Source organism: Afipia sp. GW822-FHT03D08 (genome assembly GCF_058801645.1).
Genome location: NZ_JBXANK010000001.1, coordinates 2,040,700 through 2,058,674, shown reverse-complemented (window position 1 = coordinate 2,058,674; position 17,975 = coordinate 2,040,700). Strand labels below are relative to the sequence as shown.

Here is a 17,975-nt window from a genome sequence, read left to right as displayed (position 1 = left end):
AGGGCGGCGTAACTTCCATTCAGCTTCCGGATTTCACCGGCTTTTTCTTCGTGCCCTTCTTCGAAGAGGTCTTCGGCTTGCCGTCCTTTGTCTCCTTCACGGCTTTCTTCGCGGCCTCCTTGGCCGCGTCAATCGCCTGCCGCATCGATCGTGCGTGGCTGTAGGCGGCATTGTCCGCCGACATCTGCAGCCGCTTCACCGTTGAAGTGCCGATCTCCAGCGCATCCTTTGCAAGCTGCCTGTTGAGCTGCTTGCCCTGCGCGTCCTTCGCCTTGGCGGCGAGGGCCGCGTAGCGGTCCCGCTGATTCTTGACGGCGGCGGTCAGAGTCTTGTGCTGCTGCTTCGCAAGCTGCCGGATGAGCGCATCGAGATCGGCGTCGGCCATTTGGTCAGTCCCCCAGGTCGGAAATCTGACGATGACCTAGCAGGGGGCGAGGGGGGATGGCAAATCTGTCATCACGCAGACGTTGTGCCGTCGTTCCGTTAACGGGCCGCGTCGGCGATCATCTCAAACGACCTCAAGCGTGTTGGATGGTCATAGACATCGGAGACCACGATCAGTTCGTCGGCGCCGGTCTCTTTCACCAGCGCATCGATCCCGGCGCGAACCGTCTGCGGCGAGCCGATGATGGAGCGTGCGAGCATGCGCATGGCCTGCGCCTTTTCCGACGGCGTCCAATAGGTCTCGATGTCATCGATAGGTGGCTGGCTGAGGCCGCGCGCGCCGCGGAAAAGATTGGTGAAGGACATCTGCTGCGTCGTTGCGAGCCGCCGCGCTTCGCCGTCGCTTTCGGCTGCGATTACGTTGACGCCGACCATGGTGTAGGGCCGGTCCAGCTGCTCCGAAGGCTTGAAGCGGCTGCGATAAATCTCCAGCGCCGGGATCAGTTGGTCGGGTGCGAAATGCGAGGCGAATGCATATGGAAGTCCGAGTTCGGCGGCGAGCATCGCGCCGAAATGGCTTGACCCGAGAATCCACAGCGGCACGTTCGTGCCGGCAGCGGGCACCGCCTGGATGCGCTGGTTCGGACCGGCGGGCGCCAGGAAGGCCTGCACCTCCAGCACGTCCTGAGGAAAATTGTCCGCAGCTTCGGGCGAGCGCCGCAACGCGCGCAGCGTGAGTTGATCGGTCCCCGGCGCACGGCCCAGCCCAAGATCGATGCGTCCGGGAAACAGCCGCTCCAATGTTCCGAACTGCTCGGCGATCACATAGGGCGCATGGTTCGGCAGCATGATGCCGCCTGCGCCGACGCGGATGGTCTTCGTTCCGGCGGCGATATGTGCGAGCACGATCGAGGTCGCGGCGCTGGCAATCCCAGCCATGTTGTGATGCTCGGCCACCCAGATGCGGCGATAGCCCCAGCCTTCGGCGTGAGAGGCAAGATCGCGGGCGTTGTCGAGCGCGCCGCGTGCGTCGGTTTCTTCCGTGACGCGCACAAGGTCGAGGATGGACAGAGGTGTCATGGTGCTCTCGGGAAGCGGGCCGTCAGGAGGATGCGCGGAGCGGCGTCCAGCGAGACAAGCAGGCGGGATGGTCTGATCCCGCTTTGTATGGAGACGGATTCTACAACCGCCATGCCGCCACAGGAGGCGAAATTCGCCTACCTCTTCTTCCATCCGCCGCGCTTGCCCGGCGCGCCGCCGGTGGAGCGGCCGGAGAATTCGGGCCCGGACTGGCGTGAGTTGGTGGGCTGGAAAATCTTGCTTTCCATCCCCGGACCCATCTCGTCCAGCGTCGGCTTGCGCGCGCGCGATTTCATTTTAGCCGCGGCCTTGTCCAGTTGCGCCGGTAAATTCGCAGCGTCGCCGTACTTCTTCTTGCCGGCATAGGCGCCGGCCTTCGCCGCGACGCCGCGCTGCTTGATGGTCGGATCGTCCACCACGGCCAGCTCAGTGGCGCGCAGGCGCTTGACCTCGTCGCGCAGGCGTGCGGCTTCTTCGAAGTTCAGATCGGCAGCGGCTTCGCGCATCCGGGTCTCGAGATCGGCCAGCACCGCCTCGAAGTTGTGCCCGATGGCGACCGCGTCGTCGGCCATGCCGCCGTCGCCGATTTCCACCAGCACATGGTCGCGCTCATAGACGCTGCCGAGAATATCGCCGATGTCGCGCTTGATGCTTTCCGGCGTGATGCCGTGGGCGGTGTTGTATTCAACCTGCTTCTCGCGGCGGCGATCGGTCTCGGCGATGGCGCGTTCCATCGATCCGGTGATTTGATCCGCATAGAGGATGACCTTGCCGTCAACGTTGCGCGCGGCGCGGCCGATGGTCTGGATCAGTGAAGTTTCAGAGCGCAGGAATCCTTCCTTGTCGGCATCGAGAATGGCGACCAGCGCGCATTCCGGAATGTCGAGGCCTTCGCGCAGCAGGTTGATGCCGACCAGCGCGTCAAATGCGCCGAGGCGCAGGTCGCGGATGATCTCGATGCGCTCGATGGTGTCGATGTCCGAGTGCATGTAGCGCACGCGTATGCCCTGCTCGTGCAGATATTCGGTGAGGTCTTCCGCCATGCGCTTGGTCAGCACGGTGATTAGCGAGCGATAGCCGGCCTGCGCCGTGGCGCGGACCTCGCCGACCAGATCGTCGACCTGCGTGCGGGCGGGGCGGATATTGACCGGCGGGTCAATCAGTCCGGTCGGGCGGATCACCTGTTCGACGAACACGCCGCCGGACTCGTTCAACTCCCAGGCGCCGGGCGTCGCCGATACCGCGATCGACTGCGGGCGCATCATGTCCCACTCTTCAAAGCGCAGCGGACGGTTGTCCATGCAGGAGGGCAGGCGGAAGCCGTATTCGGCGAGCGTCGCCTTGCGGCGGAAGTCTCCTTTGAACATCGCGCCGATCTGCGGCACGCTGACATGGCTTTCGTCCGCGAACACCAGCGCGTTGTCCGGCACATATTCGAACAGCGTCGGCGGCGGCTCGCCCGGTTTGCGGCCGGTGAGATAGCGCGAATAGTTTTCGATGCCGGCGCAGCTTCCGGTCGCTTCCATCATTTCGAGATCGAAGGTGGTGCGCTGTTCAAGGCGCTGCGCTTCGAGCAGACGGCCCTGCGCGTTCAACTGGTCGAGCCGCCATTTCAGTTCGCTCTTGATGCCCTTGATGGCCTGGATCAGCGTCGGCCGCGGCGTGACATAGTGCGAGTTGGCGTAGATCTTGATGAATTCGAGCTCGTCCTGCTTGTGGCCGGTGAGCGGATCGAACTCCTCGATGCTCTCGATGGTGTCGCCGAACATGTTCACGCGCCAGGCGCGGTCTTCATAGTGCGCCGGGAAAATGTCGATGACATCGCCGCGCACGCGGAAGGTACCGCGGGTGAAATCCGCCGAGGTGCGCTTGTATTGCAGGGCGACCAGGTCGGCGATCAGTTGGCGCTGGTCGATCCGCTCGCCGCGCTTCATCGCGAAGGTCATCGCGGTGTAAGTCTCGACCGAGCCGATACCGTAGATGCACGACACCGAGGCGACGATGATGACGTCGTCGCGCTCCAGCAGCGCGCGCGTCGCCGAGTGGCGCATCCGGTCGATCTGCTCGTTAATCGAGGAATCCTTCTCGATGTAGGTATCGGTGCGGGGGACGTAGGCTTCGGGCTGATAGTAGTCGTAGTACGAGACGAAATATTCCACCGCGTTGTCGGGAAAAAAGCTCTTGAACTCGCCGTAGAGCTGCGCCGCGAGCGTCTTGTTGGGCGCAAGGATGATCGCGGGGCGCTGCGTGGCCTCGATCACCTTCGCCATGGTGTAGGTCTTGCCCGAGCCGGTGACGCCGAGCAGCACCTGCGTGCGGTCGTTGCGCTGGATGCCTTCGACCAGTTCCTTGATCGCGGTCGGCTGGTCGCCCTTCGGCTCATAGGCGGACTTGAGCTCAAAGCGCACGCCGCCTTCGGATTTCTCCGGGCGGGGCGGGCGATGCGGCGTCCAGACCTTCAGTGAGCCGTCATTCTTGCGAAATTCAGGGCGGCCGTCGCGGATCAGGTTTTCCAGCGCGTCGGCGGTCGCCTGCACGCCCAGCGATTCCATCTTGTTGCGTGCCGGACGAAACGAGTCGTCGTCATCGACATCATAGCCGAGCTGCTTCGCCAGCTCAGGATCGAGGGTCGGGATCGGCGCGCTTGTGCCGTAGTTGGCCTGCGGGGCTTCGTCGAACCCGCGGCTCGCACCGGCTGGCTGCGGAGCGGGCTGGAGCGGGGTCGGGCGGGGCTCGCCCTCGACAAAACCCTTCGGCGTCGATTTGCGCGCGCGATGGATCGCGGCCTCGCCGCCGGAGCGCCGGTCCTTTGAATTGTCCGGCGGCGGCTGCAAACCGGTGCCGGAGCCCATGCCTGCATCGCCGCGGTTGATCGCCGGGTTCAAAAGCTCCGCCAGCGCAGGGCCGATCGGCTGCACATCGGGACGATGGGCTTTCGATTTCGGGGTTTTGGGAGGCTTCTTCGCGGAATCGGGGTTCTTCGCCATGAGCGGAATATGGGGCGCGGAGTGCGGAGAGAAAAGGGCATTTTCTTCGCCGCCGTGGACGAAGTTTGCGATGAAATTTACGCGTTTGTCCTGATAGGCTGGAACCAACGCGTGGCGCATGCCGAGGACCACGCGGCAGCCGGGAGTGTTTCATGTCGTCATCGCGCATCGCCAGCCTGCTGGCCGCCGCTTTGTTTACCGCCGCACCGCTTTCCTCCGCATTTGCGCAGTCCAAGGATGCCGAGCCCGCGAGCCGCGCAGTGAACGACGCTTTCCTCAGGACGCTGCCGTTCAGCGACCGCGCCGATTTCGAAGATGCCAGGCGCGGCTTCATCGCGACGCTGCCGGACGGCATCATTCCAGGCCCGACTGACAAGCCGGCGTTCAATACAAAGCAGTATGATTTCCTGAAAAACGATCAGGTGCCGGCTACGGTCAATCCCAGCCTGTGGCGGCAGGCGCAGCTCAACGCCATCAACGGCCTCTTCAAGGTGACCGAGCGCGTCTATCAGGTGCGCGGACTGGACATCGCCAATCTCACCATTATCGAGGGTGATACCGGCCTGATCCTGATCGACCCGTTGTTGTCGAACGAGACCGCGAAGGCCGCGCTCGATCTCTATCTGAAGAACCGGCCCGCAAAGCCGGTCGCGGCAGTGATCTACACCCACAGCCATGCCGATCACTTCGGCGGAGCCAAGGGCGTCATTACCGAGGAGGATGCCAAGACCGGCAAGGTGAAGGTGATCGCGCCGGACGGCTTCATGGAGCATGCCGTGGCGGAGAACGTCATCGCCGGCAACGCGATGTCACGCCGCGCGCAGTATCAGTTCGGCAGCGCGCTGCCGGTCGGCGACCGGGCGCAGATCGACACCGGGTTGGGCAAGGCGCTGGCGCGCGGCTCGATTTCGCTGATCCCGCCGAACGACGTGATCAAGCAGGCGTCGGAGAAGCGCACCGTCGATGGCGTCGAGATCGAGTTTCATCTGGTGCCGGGTTCGGAAGCCCCGAGCGAGATGATCATGTACTTCCCGCAGTTCAAACTTCTGAACATGGCGGAAGACGCCACCCACAACATGCATAATCTCTACACCATCCGCGGCGCGGAGATTCGCGACGGACGGCTGTGGTCGCGCTATATCAACGATGCGCTTGCGCGCTACGGCGACAGGACCGAGATCGTGATCGCGCAGCATCACTGGCCGATCTGGGACAACGCGCGCGTGGTCTCGTTCCTGAAAAAGCAGCGCGACCTTTACAAGTTCATCCACGACCAGACGGTGCGGCTGCTCAACCATGGCCTGACGTCGACGGAAATCGCCGAGCAGTTGAAGCTGCCGCCATCGCTCGCAAACGACTGGGCCTCGCGCGGCTATTACGGCACGCTGAGCCACAACGCCAAGGCGGTCTATCAGTTCTATCTCGGCTGGTATGACGCCAATCCGGCCGATCTCAACCCACTGCCGCGCACGGAAGAGGCGAAAAAGCAGGTCGAGTATATGGGCGGCGCGGAGGCGACCATCAAACGCGCGCGCGACGATTACAAGGCCGGGCAGTATCGCTGGGTCGCCAGCGTGATGAGCAAGGTGGTCTTCGCCGATCCAGCAAATAAAGAGGCCCGCGAGCTTGGCGCCGATGCGCTGGAGCAACTCGGCTATCAGAGCGAGGCAGCGACATGGCGCAATGCCTATCTGCTGGGAGCGCTTGAGCTGCGCAATGGCGTCGGGCCGCAGCCGCCGGCGCTGGTCAATGCAGAACTGCTGAAGGGCATTTCGATCGATCTGGCGTTCGATTTCCTTGGCGTGCGGCTCAACGCAGCAAAGGCCGAAGGCAAGACCATCGTCATCAACTGGACCTTCACCGATCTCAACGAGACCTATGTGATGAATCTGGAGAACTCGGCGCTGACGCATACCGCGGGCAAGCTCTCCGACAAGGCCGACGCCAGCGTGACCCTGACCCGCGCCGCGTTCGATGCCATCACGCTCAAGCAGCGGACCTTCCTCGGCAGCGTCTTGACGGGGGATGTGTCGGTCGGCGGCAATCCGCTGAAACTGCGCGAACTGTTCGGGATGCTCGATGAATTCTCCACCGGCTTCGAGATCGTGGAGCCGAAGAAGGCCGCAGTGGAATAGGACGTCACGCCTCAACGGCGCCACCTGCGGTCCTGGCGCGCGTTCTCTCGAGGAAAAAAGGAAGGGGACACATATCCCCTTCCCTGTGTGCGATCAGTTCGAGCAGACCTTGATGGTCTTCATTCCCGCCTCTGCCTCGGTGCGGGTCGTGAACACCTTGCCATCGCCAACGACGACCGTCGTTGTCGTTGTCGGCTTCTTGTCCACGATGGTGCATTTCTTTGTGGACGTGTCCTGAACGACATAGAATTCCGCAGCCTGCGCGTAGGTTGTACTGGCCAGCATCGCTACAGCACCAAACAAAACAACAAATTTCTTCATGACGGTTCCTCCGGTTGCTATCGCCCCGGCGTTGAACCTCTGAAAAAGCCAGTTGTTCCAGGTCAGGCGGGTTTCCCGGCCGCGCTATCGTTCGGGCTTTCCGGCCAGATGCGGCCTGATCATCTCGACCAGCCGCGGCGCATCCGTGCCGGGCGGAAAGAAGCCAAGATATTTTCCATCGCGGTCGACAAGATAGATGAAGGCGGAGTGGTCCACGGTGTAGTCGCCAGGCTTGTCGCCGGTTTTGACCCGTTTGTAGTAAACCCGATAGGCGTCGGCTGCTTTCGCAATATCGGCGTTGCCGCCGGTCAGGCCGAGCAGCCGCGGATGAAACAGCGGGACGTATTGCGCGAGATGCTCTGCGGTGTCGCGCTCCGGATCGAGGGTGATGAACAGCGGCTGGACGTGCTTCGCATCGTCGCCGAGTTGCTCCATCGCCAGCCCGATTTGCTGAAGATCCGTCGGGCAGATGTCCGGACAATAAGTGAAGCCGAAATAGACCAGCAGCAACTGGCCACGGAAATCCGCGTCGGTTCGTGTCTTGCCGGTCTGGTCCTTGAGCGAAAAAGCGCCGCCGATCGGCTCGCGATTCCACATCACCGCATCCATCAGTTCGGCGGCGGAGCGCGTGGAGCCTTGGGCCGATGCGGGGGATACAGTCAGGACGCCAAACAGCAGCGCGGCCATGATGGCCGCGCTGCGTGTCAGAGGATGGAAAATGCTCACGCGCTGAACGTCAGGCGGCTGCCGGTGGAGACGTTGATGACGCTGCCCGGCATCTGTTCCCGCGCTTCGAGCAGGAAGTTCAAGCCGCTGCAATGCATCGGAATCACCACGTCCGGCTGGAGCGCCTTGATCTCGCCGACGATCTGGTTGAGGTAGTCGGCGGGCGCGGGGCCCAGATGGAAACCGCCGACGATGGCGTGAACCTTCTGCACGCCGGAGACTTCCTGTGCCTGCCGCACCGAATTGACGATGCCGACATGGCCGCAGGAACTGATCACCACGAGGCCCTTGCCGCGGATGTTGAAGCAGGTGGCATGTTCATGGACATGTTCGTCCGGCGTGAACTTGCCCTGCAGTTCGGCGGGCGTGTAGTGGCCGTAGTCACAGCCCGCGCTGGCCGGCGTGTAGTCGACAAAGCTGTTCGGAAGAATCTTCTCCACACTGTTGCGCTTGATCTTGCCGGTGGTGAAGGCGTGGCCTTCGATCACGGTCGGCGTCTCGCACAGCACGGTCTGCACCTTCTGGGCGGTGATCTGCTTGCGGTCGAGAATGCCGAACTCACCGTATTGCCCGGTCGACGTGCGGCTCACACGATGACAGAAATTGTCTTCGCCGCCGGCATAAAGCTTCACGTCGGCGGGAAGCACGCTGCGGTACTTGTCGAGAAATCCGATCAGGCCGCCGTAGTGGTCGATATGGCCGTGGCTGACGATCAGTGCGTTGATCTTCGACGGGTCGACATTCAGCAGGCCGATATTGTTGATGATCGCCGGCGAGGTGTAGCCGAAGTCGAGAAGGATGTTCCGCGCTTCCTGTTCGCGCTGCGATTCAAGGAACAGCGACAGGCCCCATTCGTTATGCAGCACGTTGCGCGCGTCCGCGCTCCGGCCGCCGCCTGGACCCTCGTGCACGACACCGTTCACGGTCGAGCCTTTCAGGAACTGATCGTGCTGCTGGTCGACAAGCACGCGGATCGACAGCTTGTCGATGGTCGGCACCTGGATCGGCGCCGCGCTCGCAACGCCCATGCATGAGAAGCCGCCTGTCGCGGCGAGCCCCATTGCGGTGGAAAGTTTCAGGAAATCACGCCGTGCGAATTCTTTCGTCATTGTCGACCTTTCTTGATCCCGAGTCGGGATTTTCCGGAACTCTATCGTCAGGACGTGAGAGGGACTGTTTCTTGTTTGGAGTGAAGCGATGAAAATCTTTCACGAGCCTCGGCTCCGGGCAATGAAATTTACTTGATATGCGCGGCGCGGCATTGACTTCGCAGGCGCGAAGCGCAAGGTTCATGCAATCGCATTGACTTTGCGTCGCCTGCCGACGCCCTGCATCCAGAGATAACGACAAGGATAGCAAGATTATCGACCTCTATTATTGGCCGACGCCGAATGGCCACAAGATCACGATGTTTCTCGAAGAGACCGGCCTCGCCTACACAATTCATCCGATCAACATCGGCACCGGCGACCAGTTCAAGCCGGAATTCCTGGCGTTCTCGCCCAACAACCGCATGCCGGCGATGATCGATCAGGCGCCGGCCGATGGTGGCGCGCCGGTGAAGATCTTCGAATCCGGCGCGATCCTGATCTATCTGGCGGAGAAGACCGGCAGGTTCATGCCCTCCGATCTGCGCAAGCGGTTCGATGTCATTCAGTGGCTGATGTGGCAGATGGGCGGCCTCGGCCCGATGCTCGGCCAGAACCATCATTTTAGCAACTATGCGCCCGAGAAGATTCCTTACGCCATCGACCGCTATGTCAACGAAACCAACCGTCTGTACGGCGTGCTCAACAAGCGGCTGGCGGATCGCGAGTTTGTCGCGGGCGATTATTCCATCGCAGACATGGCGGCGTATCCGTGGATCGTGCCGTATGAGCGGCAGGGCCAGAAGCTCGAGGACTTTCCCCATCTCAAGCGCTGGTTCGAGGCCATCCGCGCCCGGCCTGCGACGGTTCGCGCCTACGCGGTCGGCCCGACGGTGAACCCCAGCCTTGGCAAAACCTTCACCGACGAGCAGAAGAAGGTGCTGTTCGGTCAGACCGCCGCAGTCGTGAAGGCCTGAGTCCTTTTAACCTCTCCCGGCACGCGGGGAGGGGGAATCAGCAAGCGAAAATCAACAAGGTGAGGGATGACACGAAAACTGTTCGAACTTTGCGGCACGGAAACCGAGCGTGTGTTCAGCCCGTTCTGCTGGCGCACGCGTATGGCGCTGGCGCACAAGGATATCAAGGCTGAAACGATCCCCTGGCGCTTTTCGGAAAAGGACGCCATCGCGCCGCATCAGTCCGACAAGGTGCCGGTGTTGATCGACGGCGAAACGTCCGTCGCGGACTCGTGGGCGATCGCGAACTATCTCGAAGACACCTATCCCGACCGCCCGTCACTGTTCGGCGGCGAAGGCGGCCGCGCCATGGGCCGGATGCTGAACTGGTGGGGCGATACGGTTGTCCTTGGCGGCATCTTTCCGATGATCGCAGCAGACATTCACGGCCTGCTCCGTCCTGCCGACCAGGCTTATTTCCGCAAGACGCGGGAAGCGCGTCTGGGTAAAACACTGGAAGAAGCCGCGGCCAATCGCGATCAGGCAGTCGAAGGATTTCGCAACGCGCTGAACCCGATGCGCCTGACGCTGAAGACGCAGCCTTATCTCGGCGGCACCTCACCGAATTATGCCGACTACATCGTATTCGGCCCGTTCCAGTGGGCGCGTGCCACCAGCCCGTTCAAGCTCTTGAAGGAAGACGATCCGGTCTATGCCTGGCGCGAGAAACTGCTCGATTCCTTCGGCGGCATGGCGCGGAATTCGCCCGGGTATGCGGTATAGTCCAATGTCATTCCGGACGGCTCGCGAAGCGGGCCGATCCGGAATCCAGAAATGAAAAACATGGATTCCGGGTTCGCTCGTTTCACTCGCGCCCCGGAATGACGGATGGGGTTACTGCGGCTCGTTGGCCGCCGCCCGGAGGCACGCCCGACACAAACAATCCTCACCCTCGGCGGGCATGGGCAGCTTCGCGGTCTCGTCCATGCACCAGCAATGACCCGACAGGTCGCAGGTGAAGGGCGTACCGCAGCGTGCGCAGCTCAGCGTCCGCTGCGTTGCGGGATTTTCTGACGTTTTTGTCACGATCCCGTTCACGATTCTGCCGAATCCTTCATGTGACGTTCATGCCCCGGAAGCGCATAATTTACGCGATCGATTCAGAGTTGGCCAATCCGTTGGCGGCTTCAAGCATGAGAATCAGCAATGGCGCGTGACCCGCAAGGTGCTCTTGTCGCACTCAACCGCTTCGGATTCGGCGCGCGCGGCGGTGCGGCCAGCGATTTTTCCAGTGCAGCTTCCGATCCGCGCGGCTTCGTGAAGGCGGAACTGGGACGGCCCAACGCGGCTCTGCTCGATGCGCCCGGTTTGCAGCCGACGCCTGTTCTGGCGCAGGCGGTGTTCGACTATCAGAAAGACGTGAAGCAGCAGCGCGAGAACGCCGCGAGGACTGCCGAAGCGATGGCATCCTCATCTGCCGGAAAGCCTTCCGAGACGAAAGCTGCGGCGGGCGGCGAGATACAGGGCGAGTCAAGGACGGACATGATGTCCAACGGCGCAGTGCCAGATGCGATGTCGCCAAAAGCAGCACCGCCCAAGGAACCGCCGAAGCCGCTCAACATCATCCAGAAAACATTCCGCGCCGAGGCGCTGGCCCGGCTGCAGCGCGCCACCATGGCGGAATGCGGCTTTGTAGAACGGCTGGTGACGTTCTGGTCCAATCATTTCTGCATCTCCGCGAACAAGGGTGAACTGGCGCGGATGTGGTCCGGCGCGTTCGAGCGCGAAGCGATCCGCCCGCATGTGCTGGGCAATTTCGGCGAGATGCTGCGCGCGGTCGAGCAGCATCCGGCGATGATCTTCTTTCTCGACAACCAGCAGTCGATCGGGCCGGACTCGCGCGCCGGGCAAAATCGCAAGAAGGGCCTCAACGAAAACCTCGCCCGCGAGATCATGGAACTGCATACGCTCGGCGTGAACGGCGGCTACACCCAGGCGGACGTGACGTCGCTGGCGCGCATCATCACCGGCTGGACCTTCGCCGGGCGGCAGGCCAAGCTGGGCGCGCCCGGCACCTTCATCTTCAACGCCAATGCCCATGAGCCCGGACCGCAGAAGCTGCTCGGCAAGGTTTATGAGGACACTGGCCTGGCGCAGGGCGAGGCGGCGCTTGCCGACATCGCGCGGCATCCGGCGACGGCAAAATTCATCGCGACGAAATTCGTGCGTCATTTCATAGCCGACGATCCGCCGCCCGCGCTGGTGGCGAAGCTCGAAGCCACCTTCAGGAAGACCGGCGGCGACCTGCGCGCGATGACGCTGGCGCTGGTGGATGCGGATGAGGCATGGCGCGCCCCGATGACGAAGATCCGCATGCCGTATGAATATCTGGTGGCGAGCGGGCGGATGATGGGGCGCATCCCCGAAGAGCCGCAGCGTTATCTCGGCGGGCTCAATGTGCTCGGCCAGCCCTTGTGGACGCCTGCCGGACCGAACGGATTCGCCGACACCAATGCAGCCTGGGCCGCGCCTGAAAACATCAAGCTGCGGCTCGACATCGCCTCGCAGATTTCGTCGCGCATCGCCGACAGTATCGATCCCCGCGCGCTGCTCGATGTGGTGGCGGGCGAGGCCGCCTCGACCGAGACGCGGCAGACCATCGAGCGCGCGGAATCAAAACAGCAGGCGTTCGCGCTTTTGCTGATGTCGCCCGAATTCCAGAGGAGATGAGCATGTCCAGCTTTCCGACCGATTGCTGCGAAAGCCATACCGCGCGCGGGCTGACGCGCCGCTCGCTGTTGCTCGGGTCGGCGACCTTCGCCGCCTGGGCCTACCTGCCGAAATTCGCACGCGCCAGGGACGGCCGCGATCCGCGCTTCGTCACCATCATCCTGCGCGGCGCGCTTGATGGTCTCGCCACTGTCGCGCCGATCGGCGATCCCGATTATGCAGCCTTGCACGGATCGATCGCGCTCTCGCTCGATGGCGCGCATGCCGCGACCGCGCTCGATTCCTTCTTCGCGCTGCATCCGTCGATGCCGGAATTCGCGCGGATGTACCGGGACAAGAAAGCCGCCGTGATTCATGCAGTGGCGACCCCGTATCGCGAGCGCTCGCATTTCGACGGGCAGGACGTGCTGGAGAGCGGCTTCGGCGGACCGGGCCGCGTGCAAAGCGGATGGCTCAATCGCGCGCTGGAGGCACTGCCGCGCGGCGAGCGCGTGATGAGCGGACTGGCGGTGGGCCCCACAACGCCGCTGGTGCTGCGCGGTGCCGCCCCGACGGTGGGCTGGGTGCCGCCGACATTGCCGCAGGCCGCCGACGACACCGCGATGCGTCTGATGAATCTTTATACCCACCGCGATCCCGCACTGGCGGCTGCGCTGTCGCAAGGCCTGCAGATCGACAAGATCGCGGCGCGCGACGATGCCATGAAGCCGAAGCCCGGCATGAACGGCGCAGGCGCGATGCGGCTCGCGGCGAAGGGCGCGGCTCGCCTGATGGCGGCGGACGACGGTCCGCGTATCGCGGCACTGGCGTTCGACGGCTGGGATACCCACGCCAATGAGGGCGGGCCGGTCGGGCGACTCGCGCAGTTGTTGAGCGGACTCGACGGCGCGCTGGCGGAATTCGAGAGCGGTCTCGGCGAGCGCTGGCGCGACACGGTGATCGTGGTCGCCACCGAATTCGGCCGCACCGCGCGGATCAACGGCACCGATGGGACCGACCATGGCACCGGCACGATTGCGCTGCTCGCGGGCGGTGCGGTCAACGGCGGGCGGGTGATTTCGGACTGGCCGGGACTGAAGCTGGCGAATCTTTACGAGAGCCGCGATCTCAAGCCGACCACCGATCTGCGCGGTGTCATCAAGGGTGTGCTGCGCGATCACCTCGGCCTCGGCGAGCGCGTGCTGGCGGAGGCGGTGTTTCCCGACAGCGGGGCGGTGAAAGCGATGCAGGGGCTGGTGGTTTAGCGCAAGATTGGAGGAAAGCCGTCATTGCGAGGAGCGCAAGCGACGGAGCAATCCAGCTTTCAGGAGTGGATTGCTTCGGTTCGCTCGCAATGACGGGAGCGAGTGAAACAGTCAGCCCAGCGTGATCTTGTCTATCTGCGCCATCTCGTCCGCAGTCAGCTTCCAGTTGATCGCCTTGGCATTCTGCTCGATCTGTTCGGCGCTGGACGCTCCGGCGATCACGCTCGACACCTGCGGCCGCGCTGCGAGCCACGAGAACGCCAGCTCGATCATCGTCTTGCCATGGGCATTGGCGAAGTCCTGAAGCTTCGCCACGATGTCGAAATTCCTGTCCGTCATGTAGCGCTCGCCGAGAGACGTCACCTTGCCGAACCGGGAGTCGGCGGATGGCTTCTCGCCGCGTTTGTATTTTCCGGTCAGCAGGCTGCTGGCCAGCGGGAAGAAAGGCAGCAGGCCGAGATTGTAGGCCTGCGCTGCCGGCAGCAGATCCTTCTCGATATCGCGCACGATCAGGCTGTATTCGTCCTGGCACGACACGAAGGCATGAGTGTTGATGCCGCGCGCGGTGAACTGCGCTTCGGCAATGCGCCACGCCGGAAAATTCGAGCAGCCGATGTAGCGCACCTTGCCCTGGCGGATCAGGTCTTCCAGTGCACGCAGCGTCTCCTCGATCGGCGTCAGCGGATCAAAATCATGCTGCTGGTAGAGATCGATGTAATCGGTCTTGAGGCGGCGCAGGCTGTCTTCCACGGCGGTCATGATGTAGCGGCGCGATGCGCCCTGCCTGGTGCCGTCGTCGCTCATCGCCTTGGAGTACTTCGTCGCCAGCACAATGTCCTTGCGCCGGTTGCCGAGCACTTCGCCAAGCACGGTCTCCGAGCCGCCGCGCCCGGCATAGATGTCCGCGGTGTCGAACAGCGTGATGCCGAGGTCGATGGCCTTGTGAATGATCTTGCGCGAAGTCTCGAGATCGCTGCGCTGGCCGAAATTGTTGCAGCCGATGCCGACGGCGGACACGCGCAGGCCGGAGCCGCCGAGATTTCTGATTTCCATGATCTTACCTGTCAGGTTTGGTCGAAGGCTGGGACGGCCGGAGGCAGTCCTTCTTCCGTACCTGACGGCAGCGCCGGAGGCGAGCGCAAAGCGCGCGCTGTCATTCGCCGCACTGCGGTTTCGGCATCCCGCGCGATGTCCTTGCGGTTCGCAGTCATGCCATACGCAACGGCTTCGCCCCAACTGACAGTCACGTCGACAGCGCCGGTCGCCAGGATGTTCAGCAGATGCGGCACCAGTTCGGCTTCGCCGTACCACGCCACCTTGTCGCGCAGCGCACGGCCGACCGGGACGCCGCCATAACGGACATAGGCGATCGATACCGGTTGCACCGTGACGCGATCGTGATGGGTGGAATCGCCGATGGCGTGATGCACCGCGCCGATCAGCGCCGACCGGAACGGCAGGATGCGGATGCCGTCGCTCGACGTGCCTTCCGGAAACAGCACGACGGCATCACCGCCGAGCAGTCGGTCGCCCATGGCGCGCGCGGCATCGCCAGTCTTGTGGCGGCGTTCGCGCTCGACGAAAACCGTGCGTTGCAGTTTCGCCAACTGGCCGAACAGCGGCCAGTTCGCGACTTCGGACTTCGCGACGAACACCACCGGCGCCACCGCGCCGAGCACGGTGATGTCGAGCCACGAGGCATGGTTCGACAGGATCAGCACCGGGCTTTCGCGCGTGCGCTCGCCGACCTGCGTGATGCGGATACCGATGATCGCGCAGGCGGCGCGATGAAACAGGTTCGGCACGATGCGCTGAAGTCTGCTGTTGAACAGGATGCCGGCCAATTGAAACGGCAGCAGCAGAAGGGCGATGAGAACGAGAAGGGCGCTGGTGCAGATAGTTCGGATCATGAAGTGCTTGTCAGTCTCAAGGAAGGCCAGCTCGTTGGTGCATTGAACCCGTATTATACCGGACGCTGTGCGACCGGCGAAAGCGAAACCCGCAACGGGCAGGGCGGCAGTTCAGGTGGTAAAAAAAGCGCGGCCCCGGTCGGATACGGCGCAGAGGGGATTTACGCGACCAGGGCCGCTTGAGCGCGTGATCGATGACGGGGGGCGGACCACACGCCATTGAAACCTAGAGGCTGACCGTAACAGGGCTGTGACAGGCCGAGTTGTCCACAGGGCGGGAACCATTTTCATCACCGGACATTTCCGATGGTGCGTAGAAGGAAGCCCACCAGGTGCCACCCATCGCTGCCCAGCAAGCCCAGCGGCCCCTGGACGCGCTCAACTTCTTTCTGGCCGATGTCCGTGACGGACTTGGGCCATATCTGGCGATCTATCTCCTGACCGAGCAGAAGTGGAACGAAGCCAGCATCGGCGCTGTCATGTCGGTTGCCGGGCTGGCCGGAATCGCGGCGCAAACCCCGGCCGGCGCACTCATCGACATCAGCAAGGCCAAGCGGGGCCTTGTCGTTGCCGCTGCCATCGTTGTGACGATTGCCTGTCTGGTGCTGCCACTGGTCCCGCAGTTCTGGCTGGTCGCGGCGACACAGGCTGTCGCGGGTGCATCCGCCGCGATCTTCGCGCCGGCGGTCGCCGCTATCGCATTGGGTATCGTGGGGCCCAAAGCATTTGCCGCACGTATCGGACGCAACGAAGCCTACAATCACGCGGGAAACGCCGTGTCTGCGATCCTCGCGGGTGGGCTGGCTTATTTCTATGGACCTGTCGTGGTGTTCTGGCTGCTCGCCGCGATGGCCGTCGCCAGCATCTTCGCGACGCTGTCGATTCCGGCCGAAAGTATTGATGATCGCATGGCGCGGGGGCTGGCCGATGTGTCGCATGGCGGCGAACAGGACAGGGCGTCCGGATTCCGCGTTCTCCTGACCTGCCGACCGCTTCTGATCTTCGCAGTTGCCACCGTGCTGTTTCATTTCTCGAATGCGGCGATGCTGCCACTGGTCGGGCAGAAGCTGGCGCTGGCAAATCCGGCACTCGGCACCACGCTGATGTCCGCCTGCATCGTCGCCGCTCAGCTTGTGATGGTGCCGGTGGCGATCGTTGTCGGCAAGAAGGCCGACGTCTGGGGGCGAAAGCCGATTTTCGCGGTGGCGCTGGCGGTGCTGGCCTTTCGCGGAGCGATGTATCCGCTTTCCGACAATCCCGCGTGGCTGGTCGGCGTGCAACTGCTCGACGGCATCGGGGCCGGGATCTATGGCGCGATGTTTCCGCTGGTGGTGGCGGACCTCACCAGAGGCACCGGCCATTTCAACGTCAGCCAGGGGGCGATTGCGACGGCGGCCGGTCTGGGCGGCGCATTGAGCACGGCGGTCGCCGGAATGATTATCATGGCCGCCGGATACAGTGCGGCATTCTACTTTCTCGCCGCTGTTGCCGGGACCGCTCTCGTGCTGTTTTACCTATGGATGCCGGAAACGCTTCCAGACCAACCCGTTCCTGCCGTGCCGCTACAACCCGCGGTTCAACCTTAGCTCGCCAGATCATTACCCGAAAGGACACCCATGCCCACGACGGTCTCGCCGTTTCTCCTGCCGATCCTGATGTTGCTCGCCTCCAACGTTTTCATGACCTTCGCCTGGTACGGCCATTTGAAGTTCAAGGATCATTCGCTGCCGCTGGTCATCATGGTGAGCTGGGGCATCGCTTTCTTCGAATACTGGCTCGCGGTGCCGGCCAATCGCTGGGGCAGCGCGGTCTATTCGGCGGCTCAGCTCAAGACCATGCAGGAAGTCATCACGCTGATCGTGTTTGCCGGATTCTCGGTGCTGTATCTGAAGGAGCCGCTCGGCTGGAATCACGCGATCGGCTTTGCCTTCATCGCCGCCGGTGCGTTCTTTATTTTCCACAAATGGTGAATGCCGCCGTCATAGATGTCATGGCCGCGCGCCTGCGTCGCGATCAGGAATCCTGCGACGAGGATGATCGCGAGCGTCAGCGACGCTGAAACCACAACGAGAGACGTTTTCATCCGTTATCTCCACCGCGCACGTCATCGCGCGGCCGCGGGGCAGTCTCGGTGTGCAGGGGAAAGTGGCTCAGCCGGCGATCGGCATGGCGGCCACGACCTTGATCGACAACGCCGTGACGGTGACGAGCAGGCACAACGACAGCGACGCCACCGCGAGCGAGGCGGCGACGGCATTCGTCAGTCGGAACGATGCAACACGCGCGGACCGCAGTCCGAAACCAATTCCTGAAACGGGCGACCGGATCATGGTCGGGCATCCTCAAAATCGGGCGGCGAATCACCACTGCCCGGAATGTGTCAGGAATCGCTGTCGAGATTGCGGCACGCCGCG

At 62.9% G+C, this 17,975-nt stretch carries 18 protein-coding genes; 7 read left to right on the top strand and 11 right to left on the bottom strand.

Going from position 1 to position 17,975, the window contains the following annotated elements; genetic code table 11:
• Positions 1 to 19: 19 nt before the first annotated feature.
• From AC1RM7_RS10135 to uvrB, 3 genes are all read right to left on the bottom strand, one after another.
• Positions 20 to 385, bottom strand: coding sequence for a hypothetical protein (locus tag AC1RM7_RS10135; RefSeq protein ID WP_024920003.1), 366 nt, complete (start codon positions 383 to 385; stop codon positions 20 to 22).
• Positions 386 to 483: 98 nt separating this feature from the next.
• Entirely contained in the window at positions 484 to 1,464 is a 981-nt protein-coding gene (locus AC1RM7_RS10130; RefSeq protein ID WP_024920004.1) for an LLM class flavin-dependent oxidoreductase, read from the bottom strand.
• A 137-nt stretch (positions 1,465 to 1,601) separates the two neighbouring features.
• Positions 1,602 to 4,451, bottom strand: a complete 2,850-nt coding sequence (gene uvrB / locus AC1RM7_RS10125) for an excinuclease ABC subunit UvrB (protein WP_051472499.1) — start codon at positions 4,449 to 4,451, stop codon at positions 1,602 to 1,604.
• Positions 4,452 to 4,603: 152 nt separating this feature from the next.
• Between uvrB and AC1RM7_RS10120 the strand changes: the two genes are divergently transcribed.
• On the top strand, positions 4,604 to 6,586 hold the full coding sequence (locus AC1RM7_RS10120) for an alkyl/aryl-sulfatase (protein WP_024920006.1): 1,983 nt from the start codon (positions 4,604 to 4,606) through the stop codon (positions 6,584 to 6,586).
• A 93-nt stretch (positions 6,587 to 6,679) separates the two neighbouring features.
• On the opposite strand, the gene AC1RM7_RS10115 is transcribed toward AC1RM7_RS10120, so the two are convergent.
• The 3 genes from AC1RM7_RS10115 to AC1RM7_RS10105 all read right to left on the bottom strand — a co-directional run bounded on the left by AC1RM7_RS10115 (position 6,680) and on the right by AC1RM7_RS10105 (position 8,742).
• Positions 6,680 to 6,907 (bottom strand): hypothetical protein, encoded by a 228-nt coding sequence (locus AC1RM7_RS10115; protein ID WP_024920007.1) that lies wholly within the window; start codon positions 6,905 to 6,907, stop codon positions 6,680 to 6,682.
• Between the two features lie 84 nt (positions 6,908 to 6,991).
• Complete coding sequence (locus tag AC1RM7_RS10110; protein ID WP_024920008.1) at positions 6,992 to 7,594, bottom strand: SCO family protein; 603 nt, start codon at positions 7,592 to 7,594, stop codon at positions 6,992 to 6,994.
• Positions 7,595 to 7,629: 35 nt separating this feature from the next.
• Positions 7,630 to 8,742, bottom strand: a complete 1,113-nt coding sequence (locus AC1RM7_RS10105) for an MBL fold metallo-hydrolase (protein ID WP_024920009.1) — start codon at positions 8,740 to 8,742, stop codon at positions 7,630 to 7,632.
• Positions 8,743 to 8,993: 251 nt separating this feature from the next.
• Between AC1RM7_RS10105 and AC1RM7_RS10100 the strand changes: the two genes are divergently transcribed.
• A complete protein-coding gene (locus AC1RM7_RS10100) occupies positions 8,994 to 9,698 on the top strand; it encodes a glutathione binding-like protein (protein WP_006021973.1) in 705 nt (234 codons plus the stop codon).
• Positions 9,699 to 9,764: 66 nt separating this feature from the next.
• On the top strand, positions 9,765 to 10,460 hold the full coding sequence (locus AC1RM7_RS10095) for a glutathione S-transferase family protein (RefSeq protein ID WP_024920010.1): 696 nt from the start codon (positions 9,765 to 9,767) through the stop codon (positions 10,458 to 10,460).
• Between the two features lie 111 nt (positions 10,461 to 10,571).
• Here the strand turns inward: AC1RM7_RS10095 and AC1RM7_RS10090 are convergent, their stop codons facing one another.
• Positions 10,572 to 10,763 (bottom strand): cysteine-rich CWC family protein, encoded by a 192-nt coding sequence (locus AC1RM7_RS10090; RefSeq protein WP_081758686.1) that lies wholly within the window; start codon positions 10,761 to 10,763, stop codon positions 10,572 to 10,574.
• Between the two features lie 120 nt (positions 10,764 to 10,883).
• Between AC1RM7_RS10090 and AC1RM7_RS10085 the strand changes: the two genes are divergently transcribed.
• On the top strand, positions 10,884 to 12,407 hold the full coding sequence (locus AC1RM7_RS10085) for a DUF1800 domain-containing protein (RefSeq protein WP_024920011.1): 1,524 nt from the start codon (positions 10,884 to 10,886) through the stop codon (positions 12,405 to 12,407).
• A gap of 2 nt (positions 12,408 to 12,409) precedes the next feature.
• Entirely contained in the window at positions 12,410 to 13,651 is a 1,242-nt protein-coding gene (locus tag AC1RM7_RS10080; RefSeq protein ID WP_024920012.1) for a DUF1501 domain-containing protein, read from the top strand.
• A gap of 111 nt (positions 13,652 to 13,762) precedes the next feature.
• On the opposite strand, the gene AC1RM7_RS10075 is transcribed toward AC1RM7_RS10080, so the two are convergent.
• Together AC1RM7_RS10075 and olsA are read right to left on the bottom strand one after the other, a co-directional pair.
• Positions 13,763 to 14,704: an aldo/keto reductase gene (locus AC1RM7_RS10075; protein WP_006021969.1), complete on the bottom strand. Its 942-nt coding sequence runs from the start codon at positions 14,702 to 14,704 to the stop codon at positions 13,763 to 13,765.
• Between the two features lie 11 nt (positions 14,705 to 14,715).
• Positions 14,716 to 15,561: a lyso-ornithine lipid O-acyltransferase gene (gene olsA / locus AC1RM7_RS10070; protein ID WP_024920013.1), complete on the bottom strand. Its 846-nt coding sequence runs from the start codon at positions 15,559 to 15,561 to the stop codon at positions 14,716 to 14,718.
• Positions 15,562 to 15,893: 332 nt separating this feature from the next.
• Here olsA and AC1RM7_RS10065 point away from each other — a divergent pair, with 332 nt between their 5' ends.
• Positions 15,894 to 17,147, top strand: a complete 1,254-nt coding sequence (locus tag AC1RM7_RS10065; RefSeq protein ID WP_024920014.1) for an MFS transporter — start codon at positions 15,894 to 15,896, stop codon at positions 17,145 to 17,147.
• Between the two features lie 30 nt (positions 17,148 to 17,177).
• Positions 17,178 to 17,531, top strand: a complete 354-nt coding sequence (locus tag AC1RM7_RS10060) for a DMT family protein (protein WP_006021966.1) — start codon at positions 17,178 to 17,180, stop codon at positions 17,529 to 17,531.
• Here the strand turns inward: AC1RM7_RS10060 and AC1RM7_RS10055 are convergent.
• On the bottom strand, positions 17,471 to 17,644 hold the full coding sequence (locus AC1RM7_RS10055) for a hypothetical protein (RefSeq protein WP_162832197.1): 174 nt from the start codon (positions 17,642 to 17,644) through the stop codon (positions 17,471 to 17,473). The two genes, AC1RM7_RS10060 and AC1RM7_RS10055, sit on opposite strands and share 61 nt — an antisense overlap.
• Positions 17,645 to 17,711: 67 nt before the next feature.
• Complete coding sequence (locus AC1RM7_RS10050; protein WP_006021964.1) at positions 17,712 to 17,891, bottom strand: hypothetical protein; 180 nt, start codon at positions 17,889 to 17,891, stop codon at positions 17,712 to 17,714.
• Positions 17,892 to 17,975: the final 84 nt, after the last annotated feature.